This window comes from Sphingomonas sp. 22R3R2A-7 (genome assembly GCF_036856055.1).
In the GTDB taxonomy this organism is placed as follows: domain Bacteria; phylum Pseudomonadota; class Alphaproteobacteria; order Sphingomonadales; family Sphingomonadaceae; genus Sphingomonas.
On sequence record NZ_JASPFR010000001.1, the window covers coordinates 1,436,675 to 1,460,569 of the forward strand.

At 65.6% G+C, this 23,895-nt stretch carries 20 protein-coding genes and 3 pseudogenes; 14 read left to right on the forward strand and 9 right to left on the reverse strand.

What is annotated here, in order from left to right; genetic code table 11:
- Positions 1-117: 117 nt before the first annotated feature.
- Together QP165_RS06965 and QP165_RS06970 are read right to left on the reverse strand one after the other, a co-directional pair.
- On the reverse strand, positions 118-885 hold the full coding sequence (locus QP165_RS06965; protein WP_333994723.1) for a SapC family protein: 768 nt from the start codon (positions 883-885) through the stop codon (positions 118-120).
- A gap of 64 nt (positions 886-949) precedes the next feature.
- Positions 950-2,398 (reverse strand): FAD-binding oxidoreductase, encoded by a 1,449-nt coding sequence (locus tag QP165_RS06970; RefSeq protein ID WP_333994726.1) that lies wholly within the window; start codon positions 2,396-2,398, stop codon positions 950-952.
- Positions 2,399-2,463: 65 nt separating this feature from the next.
- On the opposite strand from QP165_RS06970, the gene QP165_RS06975 reads away from it, so the two are divergent.
- The 3 genes from QP165_RS06975 to QP165_RS06985 all read left to right on the forward strand — a co-directional run bounded on the left by QP165_RS06975 (position 2,464) and on the right by QP165_RS06985 (position 5,284).
- On the forward strand, positions 2,464-2,955 hold the full coding sequence (locus QP165_RS06975) for a hypothetical protein (RefSeq protein WP_333994729.1): 492 nt from the start codon (positions 2,464-2,466) through the stop codon (positions 2,953-2,955).
- Between the two features lie 125 nt (positions 2,956-3,080).
- Complete coding sequence (locus QP165_RS06980; RefSeq protein WP_333994731.1) at positions 3,081-4,760, forward strand: DEAD/DEAH box helicase; 1,680 nt, start codon at positions 3,081-3,083, stop codon at positions 4,758-4,760.
- Complete coding sequence (locus QP165_RS06985) at positions 4,760-5,284, forward strand: thioredoxin family protein (RefSeq protein WP_333994733.1); 525 nt, start codon at positions 4,760-4,762, stop codon at positions 5,282-5,284. The genes QP165_RS06980 and QP165_RS06985 overlap by 1 nt, the downstream gene beginning before the upstream one ends.
- A 59-nt stretch (positions 5,285-5,343) precedes the next feature.
- On the opposite strand, the gene QP165_RS06990 is transcribed toward QP165_RS06985, so the two are convergent.
- The 4 genes and pseudogenes from QP165_RS06990 to QP165_RS07005 all read right to left on the reverse strand — a co-directional run bounded on the left by QP165_RS06990 (position 5,344) and on the right by QP165_RS07005 (position 8,875).
- Positions 5,344-5,961, reverse strand: coding sequence for a glutathione S-transferase family protein (locus tag QP165_RS06990; RefSeq protein ID WP_333994735.1), 618 nt, complete (start codon positions 5,959-5,961; stop codon positions 5,344-5,346).
- Between the two features lie 124 nt (positions 5,962-6,085).
- Positions 6,086-6,954: pseudogene (locus QP165_RS06995) on the reverse strand (dienelactone hydrolase family protein).
- 33 nt (positions 6,955-6,987) lie between these two features.
- Positions 6,988-8,052, reverse strand: coding sequence for an MBL fold metallo-hydrolase (locus QP165_RS07000; RefSeq protein WP_333994736.1), 1,065 nt, complete (start codon positions 8,050-8,052; stop codon positions 6,988-6,990).
- Positions 8,053-8,197: 145 nt separating this feature from the next.
- Positions 8,198-8,875 carry a DUF1013 domain-containing protein gene (locus tag QP165_RS07005; RefSeq protein ID WP_056016582.1) on the reverse strand — a complete coding sequence of 226 codons (678 nt, stop codon included), beginning with the start codon at positions 8,873-8,875 and terminating at the stop codon, positions 8,198-8,200.
- 384 nt (positions 8,876-9,259) lie between these two features.
- Here QP165_RS07005 and QP165_RS07010 point away from each other — a divergent pair, with 384 nt between their 5' ends.
- On the forward strand, positions 9,260-11,830 hold the full coding sequence (locus QP165_RS07010; protein ID WP_333994738.1) for a PAS domain-containing protein: 2,571 nt from the start codon (positions 9,260-9,262) through the stop codon (positions 11,828-11,830).
- 3 nt (positions 11,831-11,833) lie between these two features.
- Here QP165_RS07010 and QP165_RS07015 read toward each other — a convergent pair.
- Positions 11,834-12,900, reverse strand: a pseudogene (locus QP165_RS07015) (glycosyltransferase family 4 protein).
- A gap of 41 nt (positions 12,901-12,941) precedes the next feature.
- Positions 12,942-13,820, reverse strand: coding sequence for a UDP-2,3-diacylglucosamine diphosphatase (locus QP165_RS07020; protein ID WP_333994739.1), 879 nt, complete (start codon positions 13,818-13,820; stop codon positions 12,942-12,944).
- Positions 13,821-13,996: 176 nt separating this feature from the next.
- Here QP165_RS07020 and QP165_RS07025 point away from each other — a divergent pair, with 176 nt between their 5' ends.
- Positions 13,997-14,260, forward strand: a complete 264-nt coding sequence (locus QP165_RS07025) for a hypothetical protein (protein ID WP_333994741.1) — start codon at positions 13,997-13,999, stop codon at positions 14,258-14,260.
- A gap of 146 nt (positions 14,261-14,406) precedes the next feature.
- On the opposite strand, the gene QP165_RS07030 is transcribed toward QP165_RS07025, so the two are convergent.
- Complete coding sequence (locus tag QP165_RS07030; RefSeq protein WP_333994743.1) at positions 14,407-15,420, reverse strand: NAD(P)H-quinone oxidoreductase; 1,014 nt, start codon at positions 15,418-15,420, stop codon at positions 14,407-14,409.
- A gap of 73 nt (positions 15,421-15,493) precedes the next feature.
- Between QP165_RS07030 and QP165_RS07035 the strand changes: the two genes are divergently transcribed.
- The 9 genes and pseudogenes from QP165_RS07035 (at position 15,494) to queA (ending at position 23,889) form a co-directional block, all read left to right on the forward strand.
- Positions 15,494-15,688: a DUF1192 domain-containing protein gene (locus tag QP165_RS07035; protein WP_333994744.1), complete on the forward strand. Its 195-nt coding sequence runs from the start codon at positions 15,494-15,496 to the stop codon at positions 15,686-15,688.
- A gap of 143 nt (positions 15,689-15,831) precedes the next feature.
- Entirely contained in the window at positions 15,832-18,156 is a 2,325-nt protein-coding gene (gene clpA, locus QP165_RS07040) for an ATP-dependent Clp protease ATP-binding subunit ClpA (protein ID WP_333994745.1), read from the forward strand.
- A 100-nt stretch (positions 18,157-18,256) separates the two neighbouring features.
- The gene (locus QP165_RS07045) at positions 18,257-19,978 is read left to right on the forward strand and encodes a sensor domain-containing diguanylate cyclase (RefSeq protein ID WP_333994746.1); all 1,722 of its coding nucleotides are present in this window, start codon (positions 18,257-18,259) and stop codon (positions 19,976-19,978) included.
- A gap of 73 nt (positions 19,979-20,051) precedes the next feature.
- The gene (locus QP165_RS07050) at positions 20,052-20,201 is read left to right on the forward strand and encodes a hypothetical protein (RefSeq protein WP_333994747.1); all 150 of its coding nucleotides are present in this window, start codon (positions 20,052-20,054) and stop codon (positions 20,199-20,201) included.
- 99 nt (positions 20,202-20,300) lie between these two features.
- Positions 20,301-20,540, forward strand: coding sequence for an exodeoxyribonuclease VII small subunit (locus QP165_RS07055; protein ID WP_056016604.1), 240 nt, complete (start codon positions 20,301-20,303; stop codon positions 20,538-20,540).
- A 7-nt stretch (positions 20,541-20,547) separates the two neighbouring features.
- Positions 20,548-21,447 (forward strand): polyprenyl synthetase family protein, encoded by a 900-nt coding sequence (locus tag QP165_RS07060; protein ID WP_333994749.1) that lies wholly within the window; start codon positions 20,548-20,550, stop codon positions 21,445-21,447.
- 20 nt (positions 21,448-21,467) lie between these two features.
- Positions 21,468-22,062, forward strand: a pseudogene (gene coaD, locus QP165_RS07065) (pantetheine-phosphate adenylyltransferase).
- Positions 22,063-22,127: 65 nt separating this feature from the next.
- Entirely contained in the window at positions 22,128-22,856 is a 729-nt protein-coding gene (locus tag QP165_RS07070) for a peptidylprolyl isomerase (RefSeq protein ID WP_333994750.1), read from the forward strand.
- Between the two features lie 7 nt (positions 22,857-22,863).
- Complete coding sequence (queA, locus tag QP165_RS07075) at positions 22,864-23,889, forward strand: tRNA preQ1(34) S-adenosylmethionine ribosyltransferase-isomerase QueA (protein WP_333994751.1); 1,026 nt, start codon at positions 22,864-22,866, stop codon at positions 23,887-23,889.
- Positions 23,890-23,895: the final 6 nt, after the last annotated feature.

Below are 23,895 nucleotides of genomic sequence, written 5' to 3' on the forward strand. Positions count from 1 at the left end.
CGAAAGGGGGGGACACGATGCCGTACAGGGATAAAATGGGTGAGCCTCGTTTTGGTTCAACCCTCCGCCCAAAAAATCGATCGCAGCGGTAACCCCCGCCCCGCTGCGATCAATTCGTCAACCGTTGAGCTGTGGCTGGGGCGTCTTGCCGAGCTGGACCTGGCGCGCGAAGATGTCGCGCATCAGCGACAGCGAGAACAGGTGTGCGTAGAGCAGCGGCAACATGCCGGACTTGCTGATCTTGCGCAGCGTGTCGCCGCGCAGGTCGATCAGCTTCTCTTCGTTGATCATCTGGAAGCCGCGATAGACGAAAGGCTGGTCGGCGCCGTCGGGCTGAATCGAGACCTCGCCGTCCATCAGCAGATCCATCTCGCGCAGTTCCTTCATGAAGTTCTGCGTACGGGCACCAGCCTGTTCGAACGATTCGTTGAACGCGAGGATCGCCTTGGTGACTTCGGTCGGCTGGCCGTTATCGAACAGCGCATCGCCCTCGTCGGATTCGCCCAGCGCGTCCGAGGTCGGATCGAAGCAAAGCGAGAGCTCCTGCGCGTCAGGGTGAAGGCGGGCGAGCATGTAGGGGTAACGGCGCACATAAGCGGGCACGTAGAAGGTGTTCTCGGTCAGCTTGCCGTCATCGCCCATGAAGACGTTGACGCCTTCGTTCAGGCCCATCAGCGCGAGCGGGATGGCGTCGTCGCCGACCGAGAAGACGATCGGCATGTGGCGCTGGACCAGCGGGAATTCGTCGACGGTGATCGGCACCGCATGCTGGCCGACGAGGAACGGTGCGCTGTCCTGCGGGCGGACCTTGTACTTGGCATGCGTATCGCTCGAAAGCGGCTCGAGGCCGTTGTAGAAAAGCGGAAGCTGGGCTGCGCTGGCCATCATGGGTCTCCAGTAAGTCGTGAGAGGATCTTGCCGCCAGGACGCCGGCGATTGGCGCGAGGCTCTATGGTGTGACGCGGGCGGGTGCAAGCGTGACAAGCTTGCCGGGGTTGAGCAACCCGTGCGGGTCGAACGCCGCCTTGACCGAGCGGAGGATCGACATCCGGGCCGGCGAAGAGAGGCGTTCCAGCTCGCCGATCTTCATCTGGCCGATGCCGTGCTCGGCCGAAATCGATCCGCCGACCGCAACGACCAGATCGTCGACGAAACGCGTCACGACCGCCGCATCCTCGCCGTACCATCGTGCGGGATCGGTCCCCTTTGGCGCGCGGACGTGGAAATGCACGTTGCCGTCACCGAGATGCCCGAAACCACTGGCGCGTGCCCCAGGGAACCGCGCCTCGCATGCGGCGGAGGCGTCGAGCATGAACCGTGGCATCGCGTCGACCGGGATCGAGATGTCGTGCTGCGTCGCCGGCCCCAGCGCACGCTCGGCGGCCGACAGCGAATCGCGAATACGCCAGAACGCTGCCGCCTGTGCCTCACTGGCGGCGATCACGGCGTCCTGGGCGAGGCCAGCCTCGAGCGCGGAACCCAGAAGCCGCTCGAGAAGCGCGGCGGGCGCCTCACCCTCCGTCGACGGCGCGGTTGCCTCCACCAGCACGTGCCACGCGTGATCGCCGTCGAGCGGCGCGCGGGCCGCAGGATCATGCGCGATCGCAGCGGCAAGCGTCTCTGCCGGCAGGATTTCGAAGCTCTCGATCCGGTCGGTCGCCGCCTGCAGCCGACGAAGCAGCCGCAACGCGACATCGGGTCCGCTGAGACCGATCCACGCGACGGCACGGGCTGCGACTGCGGGCACCAGTCGCAGCGTGGCCGCGGTAATGATCGCGAGCGTGCCCTCGGATCCGATCAGCAACTGATCGATGTCATAGCCGCGATTGTCCTTCTTGAGGGCGGACAGGCCGTCATGCACCGTACCGTCGAGCAGCACGGCTTCGACACCGGCGACCAGCCCGCGCATCGTGCCGAACCGCAGGACCTGCGTCCCGCCCGCATTGGTCGAGACGAGCCCGCCGATCGTCGCGCTGCCGCGTGCCCCCAGCGTCAGCGGGAAGCGCAGACCGTGATCGCGCGCCGTCATGTCGAGCGTATCGAGGATCACGCCGGCCTCCGCGATGGCGAGCCCGGCGTCCGCATCGACCGCGCGGATCCGCGCCATGCGTCGCATCGAAAGCAGGAACGCTCCGCCATCCGCAGGCGGCGTGGCGCCGCCGACCATCGACGTGTTGCCCCCCTGCGGCACGAGTGGCACCCGGTGGTCGCGCGCGGCGACGGCGATCGCGGCGACCTCCTCGGTCGAGCGCGGCGCCAGGATCGCGGGCGCCGCGCCATGAAAACGCCCACGCCAGTCGACGAGCCAGGGCGCGATATCCGACGGATCGATTATGATCGACTTGTGGTCCAGCTGCCGTGACAGCGCTTCGAGCATGTGGGACTGTGCGGGTGTCATCGACGCGCGGCTAAACCCAATTCACCTCTCGTTCAACGCTACACCCTAACGCTTGCAAACGACTCATGGCCCACCCTCGATTTCACACCGCGGCATTGCTCCGCACCGCGCTGCTCGCCGTCGCCGCTCCGGCGAGCGTCGCGGCGTCGTCCGAACCCCGCGCCGGCGTCCTGCCGGTTGCCATGCAGACGTCGATCCATGAACGGATCATCATCCGCGTGCCGCGCATGCTCCGCCGCTCCCAGCCGCAACCCGGCCGCGTGCCGATGTCCGTGCCGCGGCACTGGAAGGAGCATAAGGGGCCGAAATGCATCGTGGTCGGCGATGTTGCGGGCGCCGTGCTCCGCGACGAACAGGCCGTCGACCTGCTGATGAACGACGGCCGCCGGTTGCGCGCGAAGCTCGATGGGGACTGCAGACCGCTCGATTACTATTCGGGTTTCTATCTGCGACCGGGCGAGGATGGGCTGATCTGTCGCGATCGGGATGCCATCCGGATGCGTTCGGGCGGCAGTTGCGAGATCGACGATTTCAAGACGTTGACCCCCAAACGCTAGCTCATACGCGAAAAATGCGCGTTTTCAGAAGTACACCAGCCGCTTTCCTTGACATTTTGCCGTAAATCCGCGAGCGGCGAAGCGCCTGAGGGAATATGCGCGCCCTCGCTTTCCCGGACATATAAATGAGCTTTGCCGATCTCGGCCTTTCCGAAGAACTCCTGAAGGCGGTTACCGACGCCGGCTATACGGAGCCGACGCCGATCCAGGCCGGGGCGATCCCGTCGGTCCTGATGATGCGCGACATCATCGGCATCGCGCAGACGGGCACCGGCAAGACCGCGTCGTTCGTGCTGCCGATGATCGACATTCTCGCGCATGGCCGCAGCCGCGCGCGGATGCCGCGATCGTTGATCCTCGAGCCCACGCGCGAGCTGGCGGCGCAGGTCGCGGAGAATTTCGAGAAATACGGCGTGAATTCGCATCTCTCGATGGCGCTGCTGATCGGCGGCGTGTCGATGGGCGACCAGCTTGCCGCTCTCGAAAAGGGCGTCGACGTGCTGATCGCGACCCCCGGGCGGTTGATGGACCTGTTCGGCCGCGGCAAGATCATGCTCAACGGCTGCTCGTTGCTGGTGATCGACGAAGCCGACCGGATGCTCGACATGGGGTTCATCCCCGACATCGAAGAGATCTGCACCAAGCTGCCCAAGTCGCGACAGACGCTGCTGTTCTCGGCGACGATGCCGCCCCCGATCAAGAAGCTCGCCGACAAGTTCCTGTCGAACCCGAAGACGATCGAGGTATCGCGTCCGGCCTCGACCAACCTCAACATCAAGCAGTATCTCGTGCCCGTCGCCAGCCAGGCGGCAAAGCGCGAGACGTTGCGCCGCATCCTCGCGCAGGACGAGGTCACCAACGCCATCATCTTCTGCAATCGCAAGACGACGGTCCGCGATCTGAACAAGGTGCTGAAACAGGCCGGCTACAAGTCCGGCGAGATCCATGGCGACATGGAACAGCCGCAGCGTCTCGCCGAACTGGAGCTGTTCAAGACGGGGGCGGTGACCGTGCTGGTCGCCTCCGACGTTGCCGCGCGTGGCCTCGACATCAAGGGCGTGTCGACGGTGTTCAACTATGACGCACCGTGGCACCCAGACGACTATGTCCACCGGATCGGTCGCACGGGTCGCGCGGGTGCGACGGGCACCGCCTATACGTTCGTGGCACCCGATGATTCGGAGAACATCCAGAACATCGAGAAGCTGACCGGGCAGACGATCGAGCGGCTGAAGGTTACAGAGGCCCGGAGCGTCGTCGCCGACCCAGTCGCGGACACCGCCGGTGAGAACGATCGAGCTCCACGCCGCGAGCGGTCGCGCTCGCGCCGCGTGCCGCGCGCCGACACGGTCGCGCATGCGGTCGAGGCCGAGGTCATCGCTGCAGCCGAAGCGGCCGCACCCGAGCCGGTCGCCGCGCCAGCCAAGCGCTCACGCTGGCAGCGGACGCCGATCGACGAACCGGTTCCCGCCGCACAGCCCGTCGTCTCGCGCGAGCCGGCACCGACGCGGTCACAGACGGTCGAACCGGTCGCGGCGGTTGTCCCCGATCGCGCCGGCGACGTCCGCGAGGCGGTGCGCGCAGACACGACGCTGGTCGAGCGCGATCCGGCCGTGACGCGTGATAGCCGGCGCGATCGCCCCGATCGCAAGCGTGGCGAACGCGCACGCCCGGAGGCGGCCGCTTCGCCTGCCCGGCCCCCATCCCCCGCATATCAGAGCGAGCCTGCGCCGGACGCAGTCAACAGCGCGTGGAACGGTCCTTTCCCGGACTTCCTCAACGCCGTGATCGGGGGACAGTCGTGATGCGTCTTCGCCGCAGCATCATCCTGGCGCTGCTGGCGACCACCGCTGCCGCGCCCGCGGCACCGCGTGCGAAGATCGTCGCCCCGCATGTCGCGACGACTAGCTTCGAAAGGCTGCCGACCCCGCTTCCGCTCCCGTACGACGAGAAGGCGGATGCGAACGCGCAGATCGCGGCGGCACGTATGCGCGCCGCCAAGGCAGGCAAGCGTCTGCTGATCGATCTCGGCGGCAACTGGTGCCTGGATTGCCGGCTGCTCGCAGGGACCATCGAGCTTCCCGAGATGAAGCGGTTCGTCGCGCGACATTTCGTCGTCGTCACGGTCGACATCGGTCGCTTCGACAAGAATGGGCAGGTCGCGTCGGGCTACGGGATTCAGGGACGTCTCAAGGGCGTACCAGCGGTCCTGATCGTCGATCCGCGCACCAACCGCCTGCTGAACGCCGGCCACGAGACCGAGCTCGCCGATGCGCGTTCGATGGGACCGCAAGCGCTCGCCGACTGGCTTGCGAAATGGGCAGCCTGATCCGCCTGCGCCGCGCCTGAAGAGGCCGGCAGACGGATCAGCCCTGTCGTCGTTCGATGTTACGTTGCTGCAGGCGTGATGAGTGCATCGTCGAGCGCGGCGGCGCGGAGATAGGCTGCGCGGCCGGTCAGCTTCGCCGCGTAACGGACAAAGCCATCGGTTTTCGGCAGCGACCCGAATTGTAGCCCCCAAATCACCTGCGATCCGACATAGACATCCGCTGCCGTAAACCGATCGCCAGCGATATAGTCATGGGCCGAGACCCCGCCTTCAAGCGTCGTTATGGCGGCGTCGAAGCTGCCATAGCCGACCATCCGCTGCTGATCGTCGGTCGGGACGACCCCGAGCGAACGGTTGGTGATCGCGGCTTCGACCGGACCCGCGGCAAAGAAAAGCCATCGATAGTAATCGGCGCGCTCGTCATCGCGCGGGGCCAGATCCGCCCCCGGAAATGCGTCGGCGAGATACGCACAGATTGCCGCGCATTCGGTGACCACCTTGCCGTCATGCACGATCGCGGGCACCTTCCCCATCGGGTTGACCGACCGATAGGCCTCTGCCTTCATCGTCGATGCATAGTCGAGCACCACCGCCTCATAGTCGGCGCCGACCTCCTCCAGCATCCAGCGGGCGATCCGTCCGCGCGACATCGGGTTGGTATACAAGATCAGCGTCATGACTGGCTCCCCTGGAACGTAAGGCGAACATCACATGCGAAGCACGAGGCGTCAAGCGTGACGCCCCGCGCGCATGATGAAAACCATTCTAGGGCCGGACGCCCGCCCCTGTACTCTCAGTCGATCAGACCAGTGCCCGGCCGAACAGCGCGAGCATTCGTCCCCACGCCTTGTCCGCCTGGACCGGATCATAGACCTTGCTGTCCGGGGGCACCAGCCATGCATCGTCCCGGCATAGACCTCGATCTCCGCGGGGCGCTTGGCGTTCGCGAAGGCCGTGCGCAGCGTATCCTTTTCGGTGGGCGCGCGGGCGTCGTCATTCGCGGCGATCGCGATCAGATACTGGCCCTGCACCTTCGGGATCAGCAGATGCGGGCTGTCGGGCGTATCGGTGACGAAGCCGCCGCCGTGAAAGGTTGCCCCGGCGCGGATGCGGTTCGATACCGCCGCAGCGGTGCGAAGGACCATCGGCCCGCCCATGCAATAGCCCGTCGTTGCCATTCCCCGCTTGCGATCGACCTGAGGCTGCGCGTCGATGAACGCGGCAAAGGCCTTGGCGTCGCGGACGGTTGCGTCGGGCGTGAGCGCCTCGCGGAACGGCGCGATGCGCGCGCGAACGGCCGGCTGGTCATACGACTCACCGGGGGCGAGGAACGGCGATCTGGTCGAGCGGTAGAACTGGTTGACGACCAGGACGGCGTAGCCCGACTGCGCGAGCCGGTCCGCCATCTTCCTGAAGGCAGGGCGCAGTCCCATCACGTCGGGCCAGACGAGGACGCCCGGATGCCGGCCGGTCGCGGGTGCGACGAAATAGGCGTCGGCCTTTCCGTCCGCCGTCGTGATGGTCACATCGCGCCCCGCGATTGCCGCGGCATTGGCAGGTGCGGGAAGCAGCATCGCCAGCCCTGCCGCACCGGTCATCGCACCGAATTGCCTGCGCGAAACGCCGGCGAGGAATATCGCGTTGTCGTCAGCGGTATGCTCGTCGCACATGGGCCTCTCCTGCCGATTTTGCGGCACGCTAGACTAGTCGGCGCGCCACCACCACACACCATCGACGATTTCGCGGACGGCGCGCCGCTCTACCTCGAGGCGGCGCAGATGCGCCAACGCCTCGCCCGTTGCCATACCGAGCATGTCGGGGCCGATCGCGCGACGGAACAGGCGCGAGAAGCAATCCGTCGCACGCCGCGGCTCGGCCAGGAAGATGGCCAACTCGTCGAGGCGTTCGCGGTGTTCGCGGTCCATCGCGTCGAGCCTGGTGTGCAGCCCGGTAAAGGGATCGCCGTGCCCCGGCAGGACGAGCAGGTCGTGCGGCAGCATCTTCAGCTTGGCGATCGAGGCAAACCATTCGCCGAGTGGATCGGCCCCGGGTTCCGTCACGCCAAGCGATACGTTCGGGCTGATCCGCGGAAGGACCTGGTCGCCGGCGATCAGGATGCCGTCCGTCTCGTCGACAAGACAGGCATGCTCGACACTGTGCCCAGAGCCGGTGACGATCTGCCACTGGCGATCACCGATCTCGAGGCGATCGCCGTCCTGAAGCCGGTCGTAGCTCAGCGGCAATTGCGTGATGATCCTGCGGAAGCCCGCCCAGCCCTTTGCGGCGGCATGCGCGATCTGCGCATCGTCCCACCCCGCGCCGCGCCAGAATGCCAGCATCTCGTCCGGCACCGCATCGCGCGCATCCGCCGCCAGCATGCGCGCAGTAAGCCACTCGCCCCGGGTCATGACGAGCGGTGCCGCGTGACGATCGCATATCCAGCCGGCGAGGCCGATATGGTCGGGGTGAAAATGCGTTCCGATCAGGCGGGTAACGCGTACCCCGGACTTCGGACCCGCGAACACGGCCGTCCAGGCATCGCGCGCTTCGGGCGTGTTCATCCCGGTATCGACCAGCGCGTCGCCCTCGCCATCCGCAAGCAGCCAGCAATTGACGTGGCGGAGCGGACCGGGGATCGTGAGGCGCACCCAGTCGATGCCGGGCGCGATCTGAAACACGTCGCCATATCCAGGCTCGACGCCGCCCAAAGGATAGGTCAGCCCCTTGTGGCAGATCGGTGCGGGCATCGTGTCTGGAAGCGTTGCCATGCGTTGCGGATAGCAACGGATCGCGGGCGGAGATAGTCCCCCACCAGCTTAACGCGACGCGCGCATGCCGCCCCGCGTCACCCGCTCATCAACGGCGCCTCGCGCCTGCCGCATTGGGATGACGCGGGCATGCGCGTCTATCAATTCAGCGCTTGAAGGGATCGTCGAACAGCGGCTTGACCGGGAGTACGCCGCCTTCGGCAACGAACTGCGCGTCGGCCGCGGCCTGGGTACGCTCGTTGCGGAGCTGCTCGAGCAGCGCCTCGCGGTCGCCTTCGAGACGCGTGTCGGTCGGTGCTTCCATCCCGGCCGCCTTGGCAGCCTTGGCGACTGCGGCGTCGAGCTCACGCTGCGACGTCAGCCCGAGCGTGACCGGATCCTTTGGCGTGATGTTCGCGATGTTCCAGTGGCTACGATCCCGGATCGCCGCGATCGTCGTCCGCGTGGTCCCGATCAGCAGCGAGATCGCGCCATCGGTGATCTCCGGGTGATTGCGGATGATCCAGGCGATGCCATCGGGCTTGTCCTGCCGCTTCGACACCGGGGTATAGCGCGGGCCCTTGGTGCGACGGACCTGATCAGGGCCCTTGATCATCTTGAGCTGATAGTCGGGATCGGCCGCGCCCTTGTCGATCTCCTCCTGCGTCACCTCATGCGCACGCACAGGATCGCGACCCGTCAGCTTGGTCGAGGTCGTGTCATCGGCGATCGCCTGGATCTCAAGGATGTGCAGACCGCAAAAATCCGCGATCTGCTCGAAGCTGAGCGCGGTATTATCGACCATCCAGGCGGCGGTCGCATGAGGCATGAGCGGCTGGGCCACGGCGAGAACTCCGTAAAAATACAAAGGGCCGCCCCTTTCGGAGCGGCCTGACATGAGACACGACTTAGTGCGCGCACGGCTAACAGGCAAGCGCGCAAGCGAAACACCTGCCATCTCGCTACCTGCAAATCGTTACAAAGAGGTTCGCCGCTCCCGCGCCACCGACGCCGGCCTGTCCCGCCCCGTCATGAGCCGTTTTCAGCCGTATCTGCACGTTGCGAGGCCTTCGCTATTTCCCTACGTATGAGGGGGTTAGCGAAACGAACGAGAAAGCGGCCGTTGAACGATACGCGCGTGCCACATGCGGAAACTTTGCCGGGTAGTCCGAGCCGTGCCGACGAAGCGTTGGCGGGAACGGATGCCGCTGCCGTTCGCCCGGACATAATGGCCGCGCCGGACGCGATCCCGCATACCGCCGACGCCGAACGCATCGCAGCGCAGCTGGTCGGGCAGGACACGGGTACCGACCCGTTCGTGGCCGCGGTCCGCGCCACGCGAATGCCGATGATCATCACGAACCCACGGCTGCCCGACAACCCGGTCGTCTTCGCCAACGGCGCGTTTTGTCGCCTGAGCGGTTATACGCGCGAGGAGATCCTCGGACGGAATTGCCGGTTTCTGCAGGGGCCCGAAACCGACCCTGCTACCGTCCGTCGCATTCGCGATGCGGTTGAATCGGTGCAGCCGATCGAGATCGACATCCGCAACCATCGCAAGAACGGCGATCCGTTCTGGAACCGGCTGCTGCTCGCGCCGGTCTATGACACCGAGGGGATCCTCGCATATTTCTTCGCGAGCCAGGTCGATGTGACGCTGGAACGCGAGCGGCTGCACGGTCTGGAGGCGAGCAACGCCTCGCTGATGGCCGAGTTGACCGACCGTCTGCGAACGCAGGAGGAACATGAGCGCGAGCTCTCGTTCACGCTCAAGGCGGCGCGGTTCGGCACGTGGAGCCTCGAAATCGCCAGCAGGCAGCTGACCCCGTCGGAGACGTGCAAGGAGCTGTTCGGGCGTCCCGTCGACGAACCCTTCACCTATGACGATCGGCTGGAGGCCATTCATCCCGACGACCGGGCCAACAGCATCGCCGAGCTGGACCGCTGCGTCGCGGAGGGAACGGATTATGACGTCGTCTACCGTGTCTTTCGTCCGGATGGCGAGATGCGGTGGATCGCCTCGCGCGGACAACCCTTCTTCAATGCCCAGGGGATCGCGATGCGGATTGCCGGGGTGTCGATGGACATCACCGACCAGCGCATGAGCGACATCCGCCGCGACGCCCTCACCGAGCTTGCGGATGTCTTTCGCGACGTCGAGCAGCCCGACGACATATCGTTCGCGGCGGCCCAGATCATCGGCCGTACGCTGGGGGCGAGCCATGCCGGCTATGGCAGTATCGATCCGCAGACAGAGACGATCGCCATCGAGCATGACTGGCACATGCCCGGTATCGACGCGCTGTCCGGTGAGTTCCAGTTCCGCGATTTCGGATGGTACATCGACGACCTGAAACGCGGTCAGGAAGTCCATATCAACGACGTGCGCGTCGATCCCCGCAGCCAGGCGACGGCGCCTGCGCTTGAGGCGATCAGCGCCCGATCGCTGATCAACATACCGTTGACCGAATCCGGCGAGCTCGTCGCAATCTTCTATCTTGCCGGCGCGACGGAACGACGCTGGCACGCCAATGAGGTCGCATTCGTCCGTGAAGCTGCCGAGCGGACCCGGATCGCGGTCGAGCGGCGCCGCGCCGAGCAGCGGCTGGCCGCACTGGCGGCATCGCTCGAGCAGCAAGTCGCCGCACGCACCGGCGAGTTGCAGCAAGCCGAGGACGCGCTTCGCCAGTCGCAGAAGATGGAGGCGGTCGGCCAGCTGACCGGCGGGGTCGCGCACGACTTCAACAACCTGCTGACGGTGATCCGGTCCGCAACCGACCTGCTCAAGCGCCCCGAACTGAGCGCCGAGCGTCGTGTGCGGTATATCGATGCGATATCCGACACCGCCGATCGTGCCGCGAAGCTGACGGGGCAGTTGCTCGCGTTCGCGCGGCGACAGGCGCTTCAGCCGGAGGTCATCGACGTCGGGCAGAGCCTGACCGTCATTTCAGACATGCTCGGAACGCTCACCGGATCGCGCATCGTCATCAGCGTGGACGTTCCTGATGTCCCGTGCCTGACCAATGTCGACCCCAGCCAGCTCGATACCGCGTTGATCAACATGGCGGTCAACGCGCGCGACGCGATGAACGGTGCCGGGCGCATCGACATCGCCGTCAGAACGGCGGCGTGTATTCCCGCAGTCCGGGCGCATCCTGCGGTGCAGGGTCGTTTCGTGGCGATCTCGATCACCGATAGCGGAAGCGGGATCCAGCCCGACCAGCTCGACCGGATCTTCGAGCCGTTCTTCACGACCAAGGGCGTCGGCGAGGGCACGGGGCTGGGGCTCAGCCAGGTCTTCGGTTTCGCCAAGCAATCGGGGGGAGACATCACCGTCGAAAGCGATGTCGGCCACGGCGCGTGTTTCACGCTCTATCTGCCGCAGGCCGATGAGCAACGTATCCCCGATGCCGACGATTCCACCGAGGCGCTCGCGGACGGCCACGGCACGTGCGTGCTCGTCGTCGAGGACAATCGCGAGGTCGGCACGTTCACGACCCAGTCTTTGTCCGAGCTGGGCTATGTCACGGTGTGGGCGGCGGACGCGCAGGAGGCGCTTGCCGAACTCGGCAAGGATGCGAAGCGGTTCGACATCGTGTTCTCCGATGTCGTGATGCCTGGCATGAACGGCATCGACCTCGCCAAGGCGATCCGCGCGGCGCATCCGGAATTGCCGGTCGTCCTGACGTCGGGATACAGCAATGTCCTCGCGCAGAACGGGACCCACGGCTTCGAGCTGCTGCACAAACCCTATTCCGTGGAGCAGCTTTCGCGGCTGTTGCGCAAGGCGATGGGCTGAACGCTACGCGGCGATCTGGCCGATATGCGACGCGAGATAGACGTCGTGATCGACCTCTGCCCCGTGCCGGGCAAAGGGTACCAGCGCGTGCACGAACTGCCGCGCGCTCGTTGGCCAGTTGAACCGCGCCGCATATGCCGCACACGCCCGTGGATCACAGGTCAGCGCCCGCGCGATGGCGAGCTCGAGCGTGTCGTCCATCGCGCCGACGCGGGGATCGAGCACGTCGATCGGCCCGGTCACGGGATAGGCCGCGACGGGGGTCCCGCATGCAAGCGCCTCGATCATCACCAGGCCGAACGTATCCGTGCGACTGGGGAAGACGAGGACGTCGGCGCTGCGATATGCCGCCGCGAGCTCGTGTCCCGACCGCGGCCCCAGAAAGACCGCGTCCGGAAACCGGCGGGCCAGAGCCGCGCGGGCGGGGCCCGCACCGACGACGACCTTCGTTCCGGGATGCGGCGATGCCAGGAACGCCTCGATGTTCTTCTCCACCGCGATGCGCCCGACATACAGCAGGATCGGTCCCGATAACGCCGTGATCGACGGATCGCGCGCGCCGTCCAGCCCGAACTGCGCGAAATCCACCCCCTGCCCCATTGCCGTACCCGGTCGAGCCCGCGCGCGCGCAGGATGTTGGCGACGGAGGGCGTCGAGACGAGGATCGACTGCGCCGGGCGATGGAACCAGCAGATATACCGCCAGATCCAGTCAGGATTGGCGCCGGTCCGTGCAGCGACATAATCCGGAAATTGCGTGTGATAGGCGCTGGTGAACGGCAGGGCGTTCGCCATGCACCAGCTGCGTGCGGCAAGGCATACGGGCCCCTCGGTCGCGAGGTGGATCGCCTCGGTGCCGAACGCCTCGATCATGCGGCCGACGACCTCCGACCGTGCCAGGGCGAGCCTGATCTCGGGATAGGTCGGGCACGGCATCGAGACGAACGCTTCGGGGGAAATGATCAGGACATCATGCCCGATCGATTCGAGTTCACGCTTTACCGCGTGCAGCGTTCGGACAACGCCGTTGACCTGCGGGCTCCACGCGTCGGTGACGATTGCGATGCGCATCGATATTCTCCGTGACGATCCCCGAAGGGAAGCATGTGAGGTCAGGCGGCAATCGCGAGCGACGACGCATTCGCGGTATCGCGGTGGCGGGCGGCGATCTCGTCCGCCCAGTGGAGCAGTTCCATCCGGCCGTCGAAATGCTCGACCAGCGCGGTGCATCCTTCGACCCAATCACCGTCATTGTAATACGCGATGCCGGCTATCTCGCGCATCTCGGCCGTGTGGATATGGCCGCAGACGACGCCTTCCACCCCGCGGACGCCCGCCGCGTGCGCGACGACCTCCTCGAAGTGCGAGATGAACGCGACCGCGTTTTTGACCTTGGCCTTGGCATGCTTCGACAAGGACCAATAGGGCATGCCCAGCCGCCGGCGTGCGGCGTTGACCCAGCGGTTCAACCCCATCAGCATCGTGTAGGCGGCGTCGCCGATATGCGCGACCCAGCGGTGCGCGAGCGTGATCGCATCGAACTCGTCGCCGTGTAGTACGAGCAGCCGACGGCCGTCGGCGGTCTCATGGATCGCCTTGCGGCGGATCGAAATGCCGCCGAAGTCGAGCCCGGAATATTGGCGGAACACCTCGTCGTGATTGCCCGGAATGTAGATGACGCGCGTGCCGCGCTTGGCGCGCTTGAGCAGACGCCAGAGCACGTCGTTGTGCGCGTCCGGCCAGTAGAATTTCTTTTTCAGCCGCCAGCCGTCGATCATGTCGCCGACGAGATACAGCATCTCGCTGTCGACATGATCGAGGAAGTCGTTGAGCATCGCCGCATTGCAGCCACGCGTGCCGAGATGGACGTCGGAGATCCAGATCGTCCTGTATTGCCGCCGTTCGACCACCGGCTCGGGTTGCGCGGGACGCGAATGGATGAAGTCTGCGATGTCGGTGATCTCGGCGATCGGAAACGTGACGGCGTCCATGGGCATGCCCCGCTAAACTGTTCCTTATCCGCTGGATTAGCCGGCTATTGTGACACCATCGCCGCAGTCCGGTGACCGTTCGATGTCAGTCGGCCGGGCTCTGCGGGCCGGCCGGCAAACGCATTGACAGATCCCTGCCAAGCTGAACTATGGCCGCTTCCAAAGGGAGAACCACCGTGACGTTCCGCTTCAAGACCATCGCCGCCGCAGCCGCCGCCGTCACCTTGATGGCAGCACCCGCGACCGCATCGGCCGCCAATCGCGCCGCATCGCTGTCCGTCGCCAAATCCGCACCCGCGCGCACCGGCACGGTCACGACCGGGAAGAACAGCCTCGCCGAGGGCCCGACCGCGACCTATGTCAGCATCGGAATTCTTGCCGCGCTCGTGGTCGGCGTGCTGCTCGCGACGGGCGGCAGCGACGATTCCGACAGCAACTAATCTTATGGTGCGGGAGCCGGCGGTGTCGAAGGCCGGGCCATAACCGCACCGACGCGCCGCGCTCGAACAGCAGGTGCGAGGTTTGCCTCACCGTCACCCTGACCTCTTCAGGGCGACGGTGAGTTGTGCCCCCCGCCGTGGCACGATCATTCCATCGTCAACACGATCTTGCCGACATGCTCGCCTGCTTCCATCCGGGCATGCGCGGCGGGCGCCTCCGCAAAGGGAAAGACGCGGTCGATCACCGGCTTTACCTGCCCCGCCTCGACATGGGGCCAAACGGTGCGCGCCAGTTCGTCCGCGACCAGGCATTTGAAGGCGGTGTCGCGTGGGCGCAGCGTCGATCCCGTCAGAGTCAGGCGGCGGCGCATGATCTCGAACAGCGGTACCGTCGCGGTCGCCCCCGCCTGAACCGCGATCGACACGTGACGGCCGTCGTCGGCCAGACATTTGAGGTTGCGCGGGACATACTCGCCGCCGACCATGTCGAGCACGACGGCGACGCCTTTGCCGTTCGTGATCTCGGCGACGCGCTCGACGAAATCCTCGGTCTTGTAATCGATCGCGTGCGTCGCGCCGAGGCTCAGCGCCGCTTCGCATTTTGCCTTGGATCCCGCGGTCACGATGATGTCGATGCCGAACACGTTGCACAGCGCGATCGCCATCGTACCGATTCCGCTCGTGCCGCCATGGACGAGGACGGTGTCGCCTTCGGTTGCATAGCCGCGCTCGAACAGGTTGGTCCAAACCGTGAAGAGCGTCTCGGGGATCGCCGCCGCTTCGATCATGGTCAGCGCGACCGGAACGGGGAGGCACTGCCCGAATGGCGCGACCGCATATTCGGCATAGGCCCCGCCGCTGATCAGCGCGCAGACGGGCTGGCCGATCTGCTCCTGCCCCACGCCCTCGCCGACCGCGACGATCGTTCCTGCGATCTCCATGCCGAGGATCGAGGGGGCCCCGGGCGGCGGCGGATACTTGCCCTGCCGCTGCATGACCTCGGGGCGGTTGACGCCTGCGGCAGACACCTTGATCAGCACCTCGTCGCGGCCCGGACGCGGGACGGGACGATCGCACAGGATCAGCACGTCGGGGCCGCCGGGCTCCTTCGGGTCGATCGCCTTCATGACGTCAGGCACGGTGTTGGCTAGTGATGGCATCAGATCGACACGCCCCTTTAGATTCCCGTGCCTTATTGACATCACACCGGTGCGGGTCAACGTTGTACGCACGATGGATCCGGATGACGCCCCTTCCCGTCCCGACGACTTTCTCGACGCTCTGGTACGTCAGGATATCGATCCGCTGTCGGTCGCCGAACTCGATGCCCGTATCACGGTGCTGCAGGGCGAGATCGCGCGCTGTCAGCTGAAAAAAGATCGGGCGATCAGCCATCGCGCCAGCGCCGACGACCTATTTAGACGGTGAACCCCGCGGCCACGTCTCGGCGGTCCGCTTTCGGGCGGCAAAGGAACGCAGGGCGGCTGGGTCAAGTGCTTGATGCGATCGATTACAGTTCCGACATAGTGGCAAAGGGCCTGCGGTTTCGCGGCCCGACAGGAGTAATGTAAATGCCATCATTTGCACCCGCCCTCGAGACCACGCTGCACAAGGCGCTCGAGGCCGCGTCGTCCCGGCGCCACGAATATGCGACGCTCGAGCATCTGCTGCTCGCGCTGATCGACGACGAGCATGCGTCGAAGGTCATGGGCGCCTGCAATGTCGACCTTGGCGAGCTGAAGACCACGGTCGCGCATTATCTCGATACCGAGCTCGATGCGCTGAAGGTCGATGCCGCGACCGATCCCTCGCCGACGAGCGGGTTCCAGCGCGTCGTCCAGCGCGCCATCCTCCATGTCCAGTCCTCGGGCCGCGACGAAGTGACGGGCGCCAACGTGCTCGTCGCCTTGTTCAGCGAGCGCGAGAGCTATGCGGTCTATTTCCTGCAGCAGCAGGACATGAGCCGGCTCGATGCGGTCAGCTTCATCAGCCACGGCGTCGGCAAGGGCGGCCAGCAGCCGACCGAAGCCTCGACGCCAAAGGGTGCCGACGACGAGAAGCCGGCCAAGGGACAGGAGAAGGGCAAGACGGAAAGCGCGCTCAAGCAATTCACGGTCGACCTCAACGAGAAGGCCAAGGCGGGCAAGGTCGATCCCCTGATCGGGCGCGGGCCGGAGGTGGATCGCACGATCCAGATCCTGTGCCGCCGGTCGAAGAACAACCCGCTCTATGTCGGCGATCCCGGCGTCGGCAAGACCGCGATCGCGGAAGGCCTGGCGCGCAAGATCGTCGAGGGCGACGTGCCCGACGTGCTGCTGCCCGCGATCATCTACTCGCTCGACATGGGCGCGTTGCTGGCGGGGACGCGGTATCGCGGCGACTTCGAGGAGCGTCTGAAGGCGGTCGTCAACGAACTCGAGAAGCTGCCCGATGCGGTGCTGTTCATCGACGAGATCCATACGGTGATCGGTGCCGGCGCGACCAGCGGCGGCGCGATGGATGCATCGAACCTGCTCAAGCCGGCACTCAGCGGCGGCACGATCCGGTGCATCGGCTCGACCACGTACAAGGAGTTCCGCAACCACTTCGAGAAGGACCGCGCGCTGCTGCGGCGCTTCCAGAAGATCGACGTGAACGAGCCGACGATCGAGGACACCATCAAGATCCTGGCGGGTCTGCGCTCGGCGTTCGAGGATCACCACAACGTCAAATACACCCCCGACGCGATCAAGTCGGCGGTGGAGCTGAGCGCGCGCTACATCAACGATCGCAAGCTGCCCGACAAGGCGATCGACGTGATCGACGAGGTCGGCGCGATGCAGATGCTGGTGGCCCCGAACAAGCGCAAGAAGACGATCACCCCCAAGGAGATCGAGATGGTCATCGCGACGATGGCGCGCATCCCGCCAAAGTCGGTCTCGACCGACGACAAGCTGGCGCTCGCCACGCTCGAGACGGATCTGAAGCGCGTGGTGTTCGGCCAGAACGCGGCGATCGAGAAGCTCAGCTCGGCGATCAAGCTGGCGCGGGCGGGCCTGCGCGAGCCGGAGAAGCCGATCGGCAACTATCTGTTCACCGGCCCCACGGGCGTCGGCAAGACCGAAGTCGCCAAGCAGCTGTCGACGATCCTCGGCATCCCGCTCCAGCGGTTCGACATGTCCGAATATATGGAGCGGCATTCGGTCAGCCGGCTGATCGGTGCGCCCCCGGGCTATGTCGGTTTCGACCAGGGCGGTCTGCTGACCGACGCGGTCGACCAGAACCCGCATTGCGTGCTGCTGCTCGACGAGATCGAGAAGGCGCATCCCGACCTGTTCAACATCCTGTTGCAGGTGATGGATAACGGGCGGCTGACCGACCAGCACGGCAAGTCGGTCGATTTCCGCAACGTCATCCTGATCATGACGACCAATGCGGGCGCAAGCGACATGGCGCGCGAGACGGTCGGCTTCGGCAACCTCACGCGTGAGGGCGAGGACGAGCAGGCGGTGCAGAAGATGTTCACGCCCGAGTTCCGCAACCGTCTCGATGCGGTGGTGCCGTTCGGCTACCTGCCGACGACCGTGGTTGCGCGCGTCGTCGACAAGTTCATCCTGCAGCTCGAACTGCAGCTGGCGGACCGCGGCGTCCATATCCAGCTGGACGACGAGTCGAAGGCATGGCTGACCGAGAAGGGCTATGACAAGCTGTATGGCGCGCGCCCGATGGGCCGCCTCATCCAGGAGAAGATCAAGCAGCCGCTCGCCGAGGAGCTGCTGTTCGGCAAGCTCGTCCATGGCGGCGAGGTCACGGTCAAGATGAAGGACGGCGCATTGTCGTTCGCGATCGAGAGCGCGGCCCCCAAGAAGCCCAAGAAGAAGGGCAAGCCCGAGGCCGTCGCGGTCAAGGAAGACTGACGAAGGTGCAGAAGCCGGCGGCGCAATGGCGTCGCCGGTTTTTCTGTGCCGACGCCTCGGCGTTTACGGTTAATTGGCTAACGCGGCCTATAGCCGCCGCATGCAAAGTCGGGCTTCCCTGCGAGCGGTCATCGCCGCGCTGATCGTGATGATCGGCCTGTGCGTGTCGCGGCCCGCGGCGGCGCTGCCGGGGACGCCCCTGGCGACGTGCATAGTGCCCGCCAAAGCCGGCATGGCCGCGGCCAGGCTTTTTGAAAATACCCAGCACTTCGATTGCCGCACGTCGCAGGCACGGTTTGGCTCGGGGGATTTCTGGGTTCTGTCGCAACGCCTTCCCGACCTCGGTGCGCGCGGGGCAAACATACGCTACGGCAGCGTCTGGATGTCGCGCATCACGCTGTACGTCCGCTATGCCGATGGCGTCGTGCGGCAGAGCAGCTTTTCCTCTCGCACGGCCTCGCAGGTGCTCAAGCTCGGTGCGGTGTTCAGCCAGCGCCTGCCGCCGCGTCGATCGCCACCGATCCAGTTGCTGTGGCATGTCGAAGGCTCGGCCAATTTTCGTGGCGTGATATTGGGCCCGTCGATCGTCGACGATTCTGAAGGCGCGAGAACGCAGACCCTTCGTGCCGCGTTGTACGGGGCATTCGCCGGGATGGCGATCGCGCTGATCGTCTACAATCTCGCGCTCTGGGGCGCGTTGCGCCAGGCGTATCAGCCGGCCTATTGCCTTCTCGTGCTTTGCCTCCTGGCCTATGCCGCCACCTCCTCGGGCGCCATTGCGCACGTCTTCCCCGGCCTCGACAACAACGATCGTCAGAAATTCAGCGTCCTGTTGCTCGCATCCTCGGCGACCGCGGCGCTCATGTTCGCGCGGACGTTCTTCGAACGGGCGGTCTTTGCCGGCTGGCCGCGGACCGTCAGCAATGCCGTCATGGCCGCGCTGATGAGCCTCGCGGTGGTGTGGGGGCTTGCCGCCCCGGTTGCTCTGCGGACTGCCGATACGGCAATGTCGCTTGGCTACCTCGCGTTGATGCTCCTCATCCCCGTCATTCTGTGGCGCGCGTGGCGGGTGCGCAGCAACTATCTGTGGCTGTTCGCCTTGGCGTGGGGGGCACCGATCGTCATGGCGGGGCTACGCGTCGCCAACAGTTTCGGCCTGATCGGCTGGCGGCTGTGGCTCGACAATTCCACGATCCTTGCGATGGCGGTTGAAGCGCTGCTCTCGAGCATCGCAATCGCCTACCGTATCCTGCTGCTGAGCCGCGAACGCGATGCCGCGCGAGAGAAGGAAATCGAGGCCCGGCTGCTCGCCGACACCGATCCGCTGACGGGGTTGCTCAACCGGCGTGCATTCCTGTCGCGCGCGATCGGCCGGACGGGGGAGCAGGTCCTGCTCATCGTGGACATCGACCATTTCAAGCGTGTCAACGAAACCATCGGCCATGACGGCGGCGACGAAGTGCTTCGGGTGTTTGCCCGCGCGCTGCGGTCCGCGCTTCCCCCGGAGACGCTGGTCGCGCGGGTCGGCGGCGAGGAGTTCGCCATCGTGGGGGACGCGGCAACGTCGGTGTCGCCCAACGCGATCCTCGAGCGGATACGCCGCGAACCGATGCCGTACGACGTGCAGGTCACCGCAAGCATAGGGTGCTGTACCGGCCCCTTGCTGCGCGAGACAGACTGGAAACTGCTGTACCGTGAGGCGGATCGCGCGCTTTTTGCCGCAAAGGCGGCAGGACGCGACCGCGCGCGTCACGCGATCGATCACGGACCCTCGCCGGACCGGCAATCCTGGAATGAAGTCTTGTCAAGATCGGCACCATAGGTCACGGTCCTGCCGGGGGAAGATCATGCGAAATCGAAAGCTCGCGCTTACAGTCATCGGAGTGAGCCTGGCGGTGGTGGCACTACGCCATCCGACCGCAGACTTTCGGCTGATCACGCATGATCGGTCCGATCCTGCGCCGCGGCGCATGCAGGCCGCGGTCGATCTTGGCCTGGTCGGCGTCTCGATACTCTACACCTGGACCGTCGACCGACTGCATTGAGCGGTGCCAGCAGTGGCAGGTGCCGCGGTTTCGCCAGGGCGCAGCTTCTTGCATCACGCATCCTTGACCCCCGTCGCGCCCCTGCCCCATAGCGACGTCATGGACACGCCGACCGAAGACCTCTCGTTCGAAGAGGCACTGAAAGAGCTCGAGAAGATCGTCGCGCAGCTCGAGAGCGGCGACACGCCGCTCCAGCACGCGATCGAGCTTTACGAGCGTGGCAACAAGCTGCGCCAGCGGTGCGCCGATCGCCTCGACGCAGCGCAGGCGCGGATCGAGGCGATCCGGCTCGACGGCGAAGGTAATCCGGCAGGGGTGCGCCCCTTTGTCGCTGGTTGAGGCGAAGATGAGCGCCATGCCATCGTCGCTCGCCGATGCCCTTGCCGACGTTTCGGCAGAGATCGACGCGCGATTCGACACGCTGCTTGCGGTGCCCGGCGATCCGCGTGCCGACCTGTACCGCGCGATGCGTCATGCCGCGATCGGTGGCGGAAAGCGCCTCCGTCCGTTGCTGGTCTTTGCCACCGCCAACCTGTTCGGCGTCGACAAGGATAGCGCCGCGCGCGTCGCGACCGCGCTCGAGGCGATCCACGTCTATTCGCTGATCCACGACGACCTGCCGGCGATGGACAATGACGACATGCGCCGCGGCAAGCCGACGGTGCACAAGGCGTTCAGCGAGGCCTGCGCGATCCTCGCCGGCGATTGCCTCCATGCGCTCGCATTCGAGATACTCGCGGATCCCGCGACGCATCCCGATCCGTTCGTCCGTGCCGATCTCGTCCTCGATCTCGCCAAGGCGGCGGGCCCCGCCGGAATGGCGGGCGGGCAGATGATGGACCTCGAGGCGGACAGCAACCGGTTCGACCTGAACACGGTCACCAGGCTTCAGCAGATGAAGACCGGCGCACTGATTTCCGCATCGGTCGAAGCGGGCGCGATCCTCGGCAAGCTTCCGCCCGAGGGGCGTGTCGGGCTGCGGGGCTATGCGCATGATCTGGGGCTTGCGTTCCAGATTGCCGACGACCTGCTCGACGCCGAGGGTGACGAGGCGGTAGCGGGCAAGAAGCTCCGCAAGGACGAAGGCGCGGGCAAGGAAACGTTCCTGTCACTGCTCGGCGCAGACCGTGCGCGCGAACAGGCGCATATGCTCGTCGACCAGGCGATTGCGCATCTTCATGCCTATGGGCAGGAAGCCGACCTGTTGCGCGATATCGCGCGCTTCGTCCTCGAACGCGACCGCTGACCATTTCCGGGGATCCGATCATGACCGCAAGTCCAGAACCGCAGCGGGTCAAAGGCGCGCGGATCGGTGTCTACCCCGGCACGTTCGACCCGATCACGCTCGGCCATATGGATATCATCCGGCGCGGCGCGAAGCTCGTCGACCGGCTGGTCGTGGGTGTGACCACGAACGCGTCGAAATCGCCGATGTTCACGATCGACGAACGGCTGGCGATGGTCCGGCGCGAGGTCGCGGGCGTGGACGGCGACGTCGAGGTGGTCGCGTTCGATTCTGCTGCTGATGGACTTTGCCGAGCGTGAGGGCGCGCGCGTGATCGTGCGGGGGCTGCGCGCGGTCGCGGACTTCGAATATGAATATCAGATGGCGGGCATGAATCAGCAGATCAATCCGCGCGTCGAGACGGTGTTCCTGATGGCCGACGTCGCGCTTCAGCCGATCGCGAGCAAGCTGGTCAAGGAAATCGCGCTGTTCGGCGGGGATATCGGCAAGTTCGTACCCGCCACGGTCAGCCACGAGGTCGTCGACCGCGTGACGCTGATCGGTCGCAAGGAAGTTGAACCGATCGCCTGCGTTCGGTGCGATGTTCAGTTTGGCGCAAGCGAGGATTTGCTCTAAGCGGCGGCTTGAGAGTTCGGGGCCGGTTCGACGTCGTTCGTCCAGCCAATGCGAGTAGGGATTTGATGCGCTTTTTCGCCGGTATGCTTGCGGTTCTCGGGTCCCTGTTGACGGTTCCTGCGACAGCCCAGATCATCGATCCCAATGTTGCCGGTCGCGCCACGCCACCGCTGACGACGGACACGCAGAACCTGTTGCTGCTCGACCTGTCGACCGGCGGACGTGTGACGATCTGGCTCCGTCCCGACGTCGCGCCGTTGATGGTCGAGCGGGTCAAGACGCTGACGCGCCAGCATTTCTATGACGGATTGCCGTTTCACCGCGTGATCGACGGATTCATGGCGCAGGGCGGCGATCCCAAGGGCGACGGCACCGGGGGCTCGCCGCTGCCCGACGTGAAGGCCGAATTCAACTATCTCCCGCATGTGCGCGGCGCCGTGTCCGCGGCCCGCTCGGAGAAGGAAGACAGTGCGAACAGCCAGTTCTTCATCGTTTTCCAGCCGCGGCTGAGCCTCGACAAGAAATACACCGTCTTCGGTCGCGTGATTGACGGCATGCAATATGTCGACGCGATCGAGCGCGGCGAGCCGCCGGCGAACCCGTCGCGGATCACGCATGCCTATATCGCCGCTGACAACCCGCCGGCCTATGTCGCCGGGCCAGTCGTCGCGCCGCCGGCGCTTGGCGCCCCCGTGACGCTGCCGGGCACCGCCACCGGACCTGGCGTGGCCAAGCCCAAGCTCGCGCCGGTGCGCAAGCCGCCCGTCGCCAAGAAGGCAGCTTCAAAGAAGTGAGATTGCGTTGAACGTCGACCTTTTCGACTTCGACCTGCCGCCCGAAAACATCGCGCTACGCCCCGCGGCGCCGCGCGATGCGGCGCGTATGCTGGTTCTGGATGGCGCGACGACGCGTGACGCGGGCGTCGCCGATCTCCCGCAAATGCTGCGGCGCGGTGATCTGCTCGTGTTCAACGACACCCGCGTGATCCCCGCACAGCTCGAGGGGCGGCGGGGGGACGCGAAGATCGGCGCGACGTTGCACAAGCGCGAAGGTCCCCGGCGATGGCGGGCGTTCATTCGCAATGCGCGGCGATTGCGCGATGGCGACGTGATCGACTTCGGTGCCGATGTCAGCGCCACGGCCGTCGACCGCGAGAGCGACGGCAGCTATGCGCTCGAATTCGCCGGTGACGAGCCGCTCGAACTGCTGCTCGATCGCGTCGGGCACATGCCCCTGCCCCCGTATATCGCCGGCAAGCGGGCGACCGACGCGCGCGATGCCGACGACTATCAGACGATGTTTGCCGCCGAGCCGGGCGCAGTCGCAGCGCCCACCGCCGCCCTCCACTTCACGCCCGCGCTGATTCAGGCACTCGCCGATGCGGGTGTCGAGCATGCGACGCTGACGCTTCACGTCGGTGCCGGCACGTTCCTGCCGATGAAGGCGAACGATACCGACGATCATCGGATGCACGCCGAATGGGGCCGGATCGATCCGCAGACGGCGGACCGACTGAACGCCGTTCGCGCTTCTGGCGGGCGCGTCATCGCGGTCGGCACGACCTCGTTGCGGCTGATCGAGAGCGCGACGGGGGATGATGGCGTGATCAGACCGTTCGAGGGCGACACCGCGATCTTCATCACGCCGGGCTATCGCTTTCGCGGGATCGACGGGCTGGTGACCAATTTTCATTTGCCCCGCTCGACCTTGTTCATGCTGGTCTCGGCACTGATGGGTCGCGAGCGGATGCAGGCGGCGTACGCCCATGCGATCAGCGCGCGTTATCGGTTCTACAGCTATGGCGACGCCAGCCTGCTGCTGCCATGACATGCC

What these genes read in the sequence shown, in the direction of transcription:
- QP165_RS07045 (WP_333994746.1), top strand. Translation starts at nt 18,257, where the DNA reads ATGCAAAGTCGGGCTTCCCTGCGAGCGGTCATCGCCGCGCTGATCGTG.
- QP165_RS07030 (WP_333994743.1), bottom strand. Translation starts at nt 15,420, where the DNA reads ATGCCATCACTAGCCAACACCGTGCCTGACGTCATGAAGGCGATCGAC.
- QP165_RS07035 (WP_333994744.1), top strand. Translation starts at nt 15,494, where the DNA reads ATGGATCCGGATGACGCCCCTTCCCGTCCCGACGACTTTCTCGACGCT.
- QP165_RS06970 (WP_333994726.1), bottom strand. Translation starts at nt 2,398, where the DNA reads ATGACACCCGCACAGTCCCACATGCTCGAAGCGCTGTCACGGCAGCTG.
- QP165_RS06965 (WP_333994723.1), bottom strand. Translation starts at nt 885, where the DNA reads ATGGCCAGCGCAGCCCAGCTTCCGCTTTTCTACAACGGCCTCGAGCCG.
- QP165_RS07055 (WP_056016604.1), top strand. Translation starts at nt 20,301, where the DNA reads ATGGACACGCCGACCGAAGACCTCTCGTTCGAAGAGGCACTGAAAGAG.
- QP165_RS06985 (WP_333994733.1), top strand. Translation starts at nt 4,760, where the DNA reads ATGCGTCTTCGCCGCAGCATCATCCTGGCGCTGCTGGCGACCACCGCT.
- QP165_RS07000 (WP_333994736.1), bottom strand. Translation starts at nt 8,052, where the DNA reads ATGGCAACGCTTCCAGACACGATGCCCGCACCGATCTGCCACAAGGGG.
- QP165_RS06980 (WP_333994731.1), top strand. Translation starts at nt 3,081, where the DNA reads ATGAGCTTTGCCGATCTCGGCCTTTCCGAAGAACTCCTGAAGGCGGTT.
- QP165_RS06975 (WP_333994729.1), top strand. Translation starts at nt 2,464, where the DNA reads ATGGCCCACCCTCGATTTCACACCGCGGCATTGCTCCGCACCGCGCTG.
- QP165_RS07070 (WP_333994750.1), top strand. Translation starts at nt 22,128, where the DNA reads ATGCGCTTTTTCGCCGGTATGCTTGCGGTTCTCGGGTCCCTGTTGACG.
- clpA (WP_333994745.1), top strand. Translation starts at nt 15,832, where the DNA reads ATGCCATCATTTGCACCCGCCCTCGAGACCACGCTGCACAAGGCGCTC.
- QP165_RS06990 (WP_333994735.1), bottom strand. Translation starts at nt 5,961, where the DNA reads ATGACGCTGATCTTGTATACCAACCCGATGTCGCGCGGACGGATCGCC.
- QP165_RS07060 (WP_333994749.1), top strand. Translation starts at nt 20,548, where the DNA reads ATGAGCGCCATGCCATCGTCGCTCGCCGATGCCCTTGCCGACGTTTCG.
- QP165_RS07020 (WP_333994739.1), bottom strand. Translation starts at nt 13,820, where the DNA reads ATGGACGCCGTCACGTTTCCGATCGCCGAGATCACCGACATCGCAGAC.
- QP165_RS07010 (WP_333994738.1), top strand. Translation starts at nt 9,260, where the DNA reads ATGGCCGCGCCGGACGCGATCCCGCATACCGCCGACGCCGAACGCATC.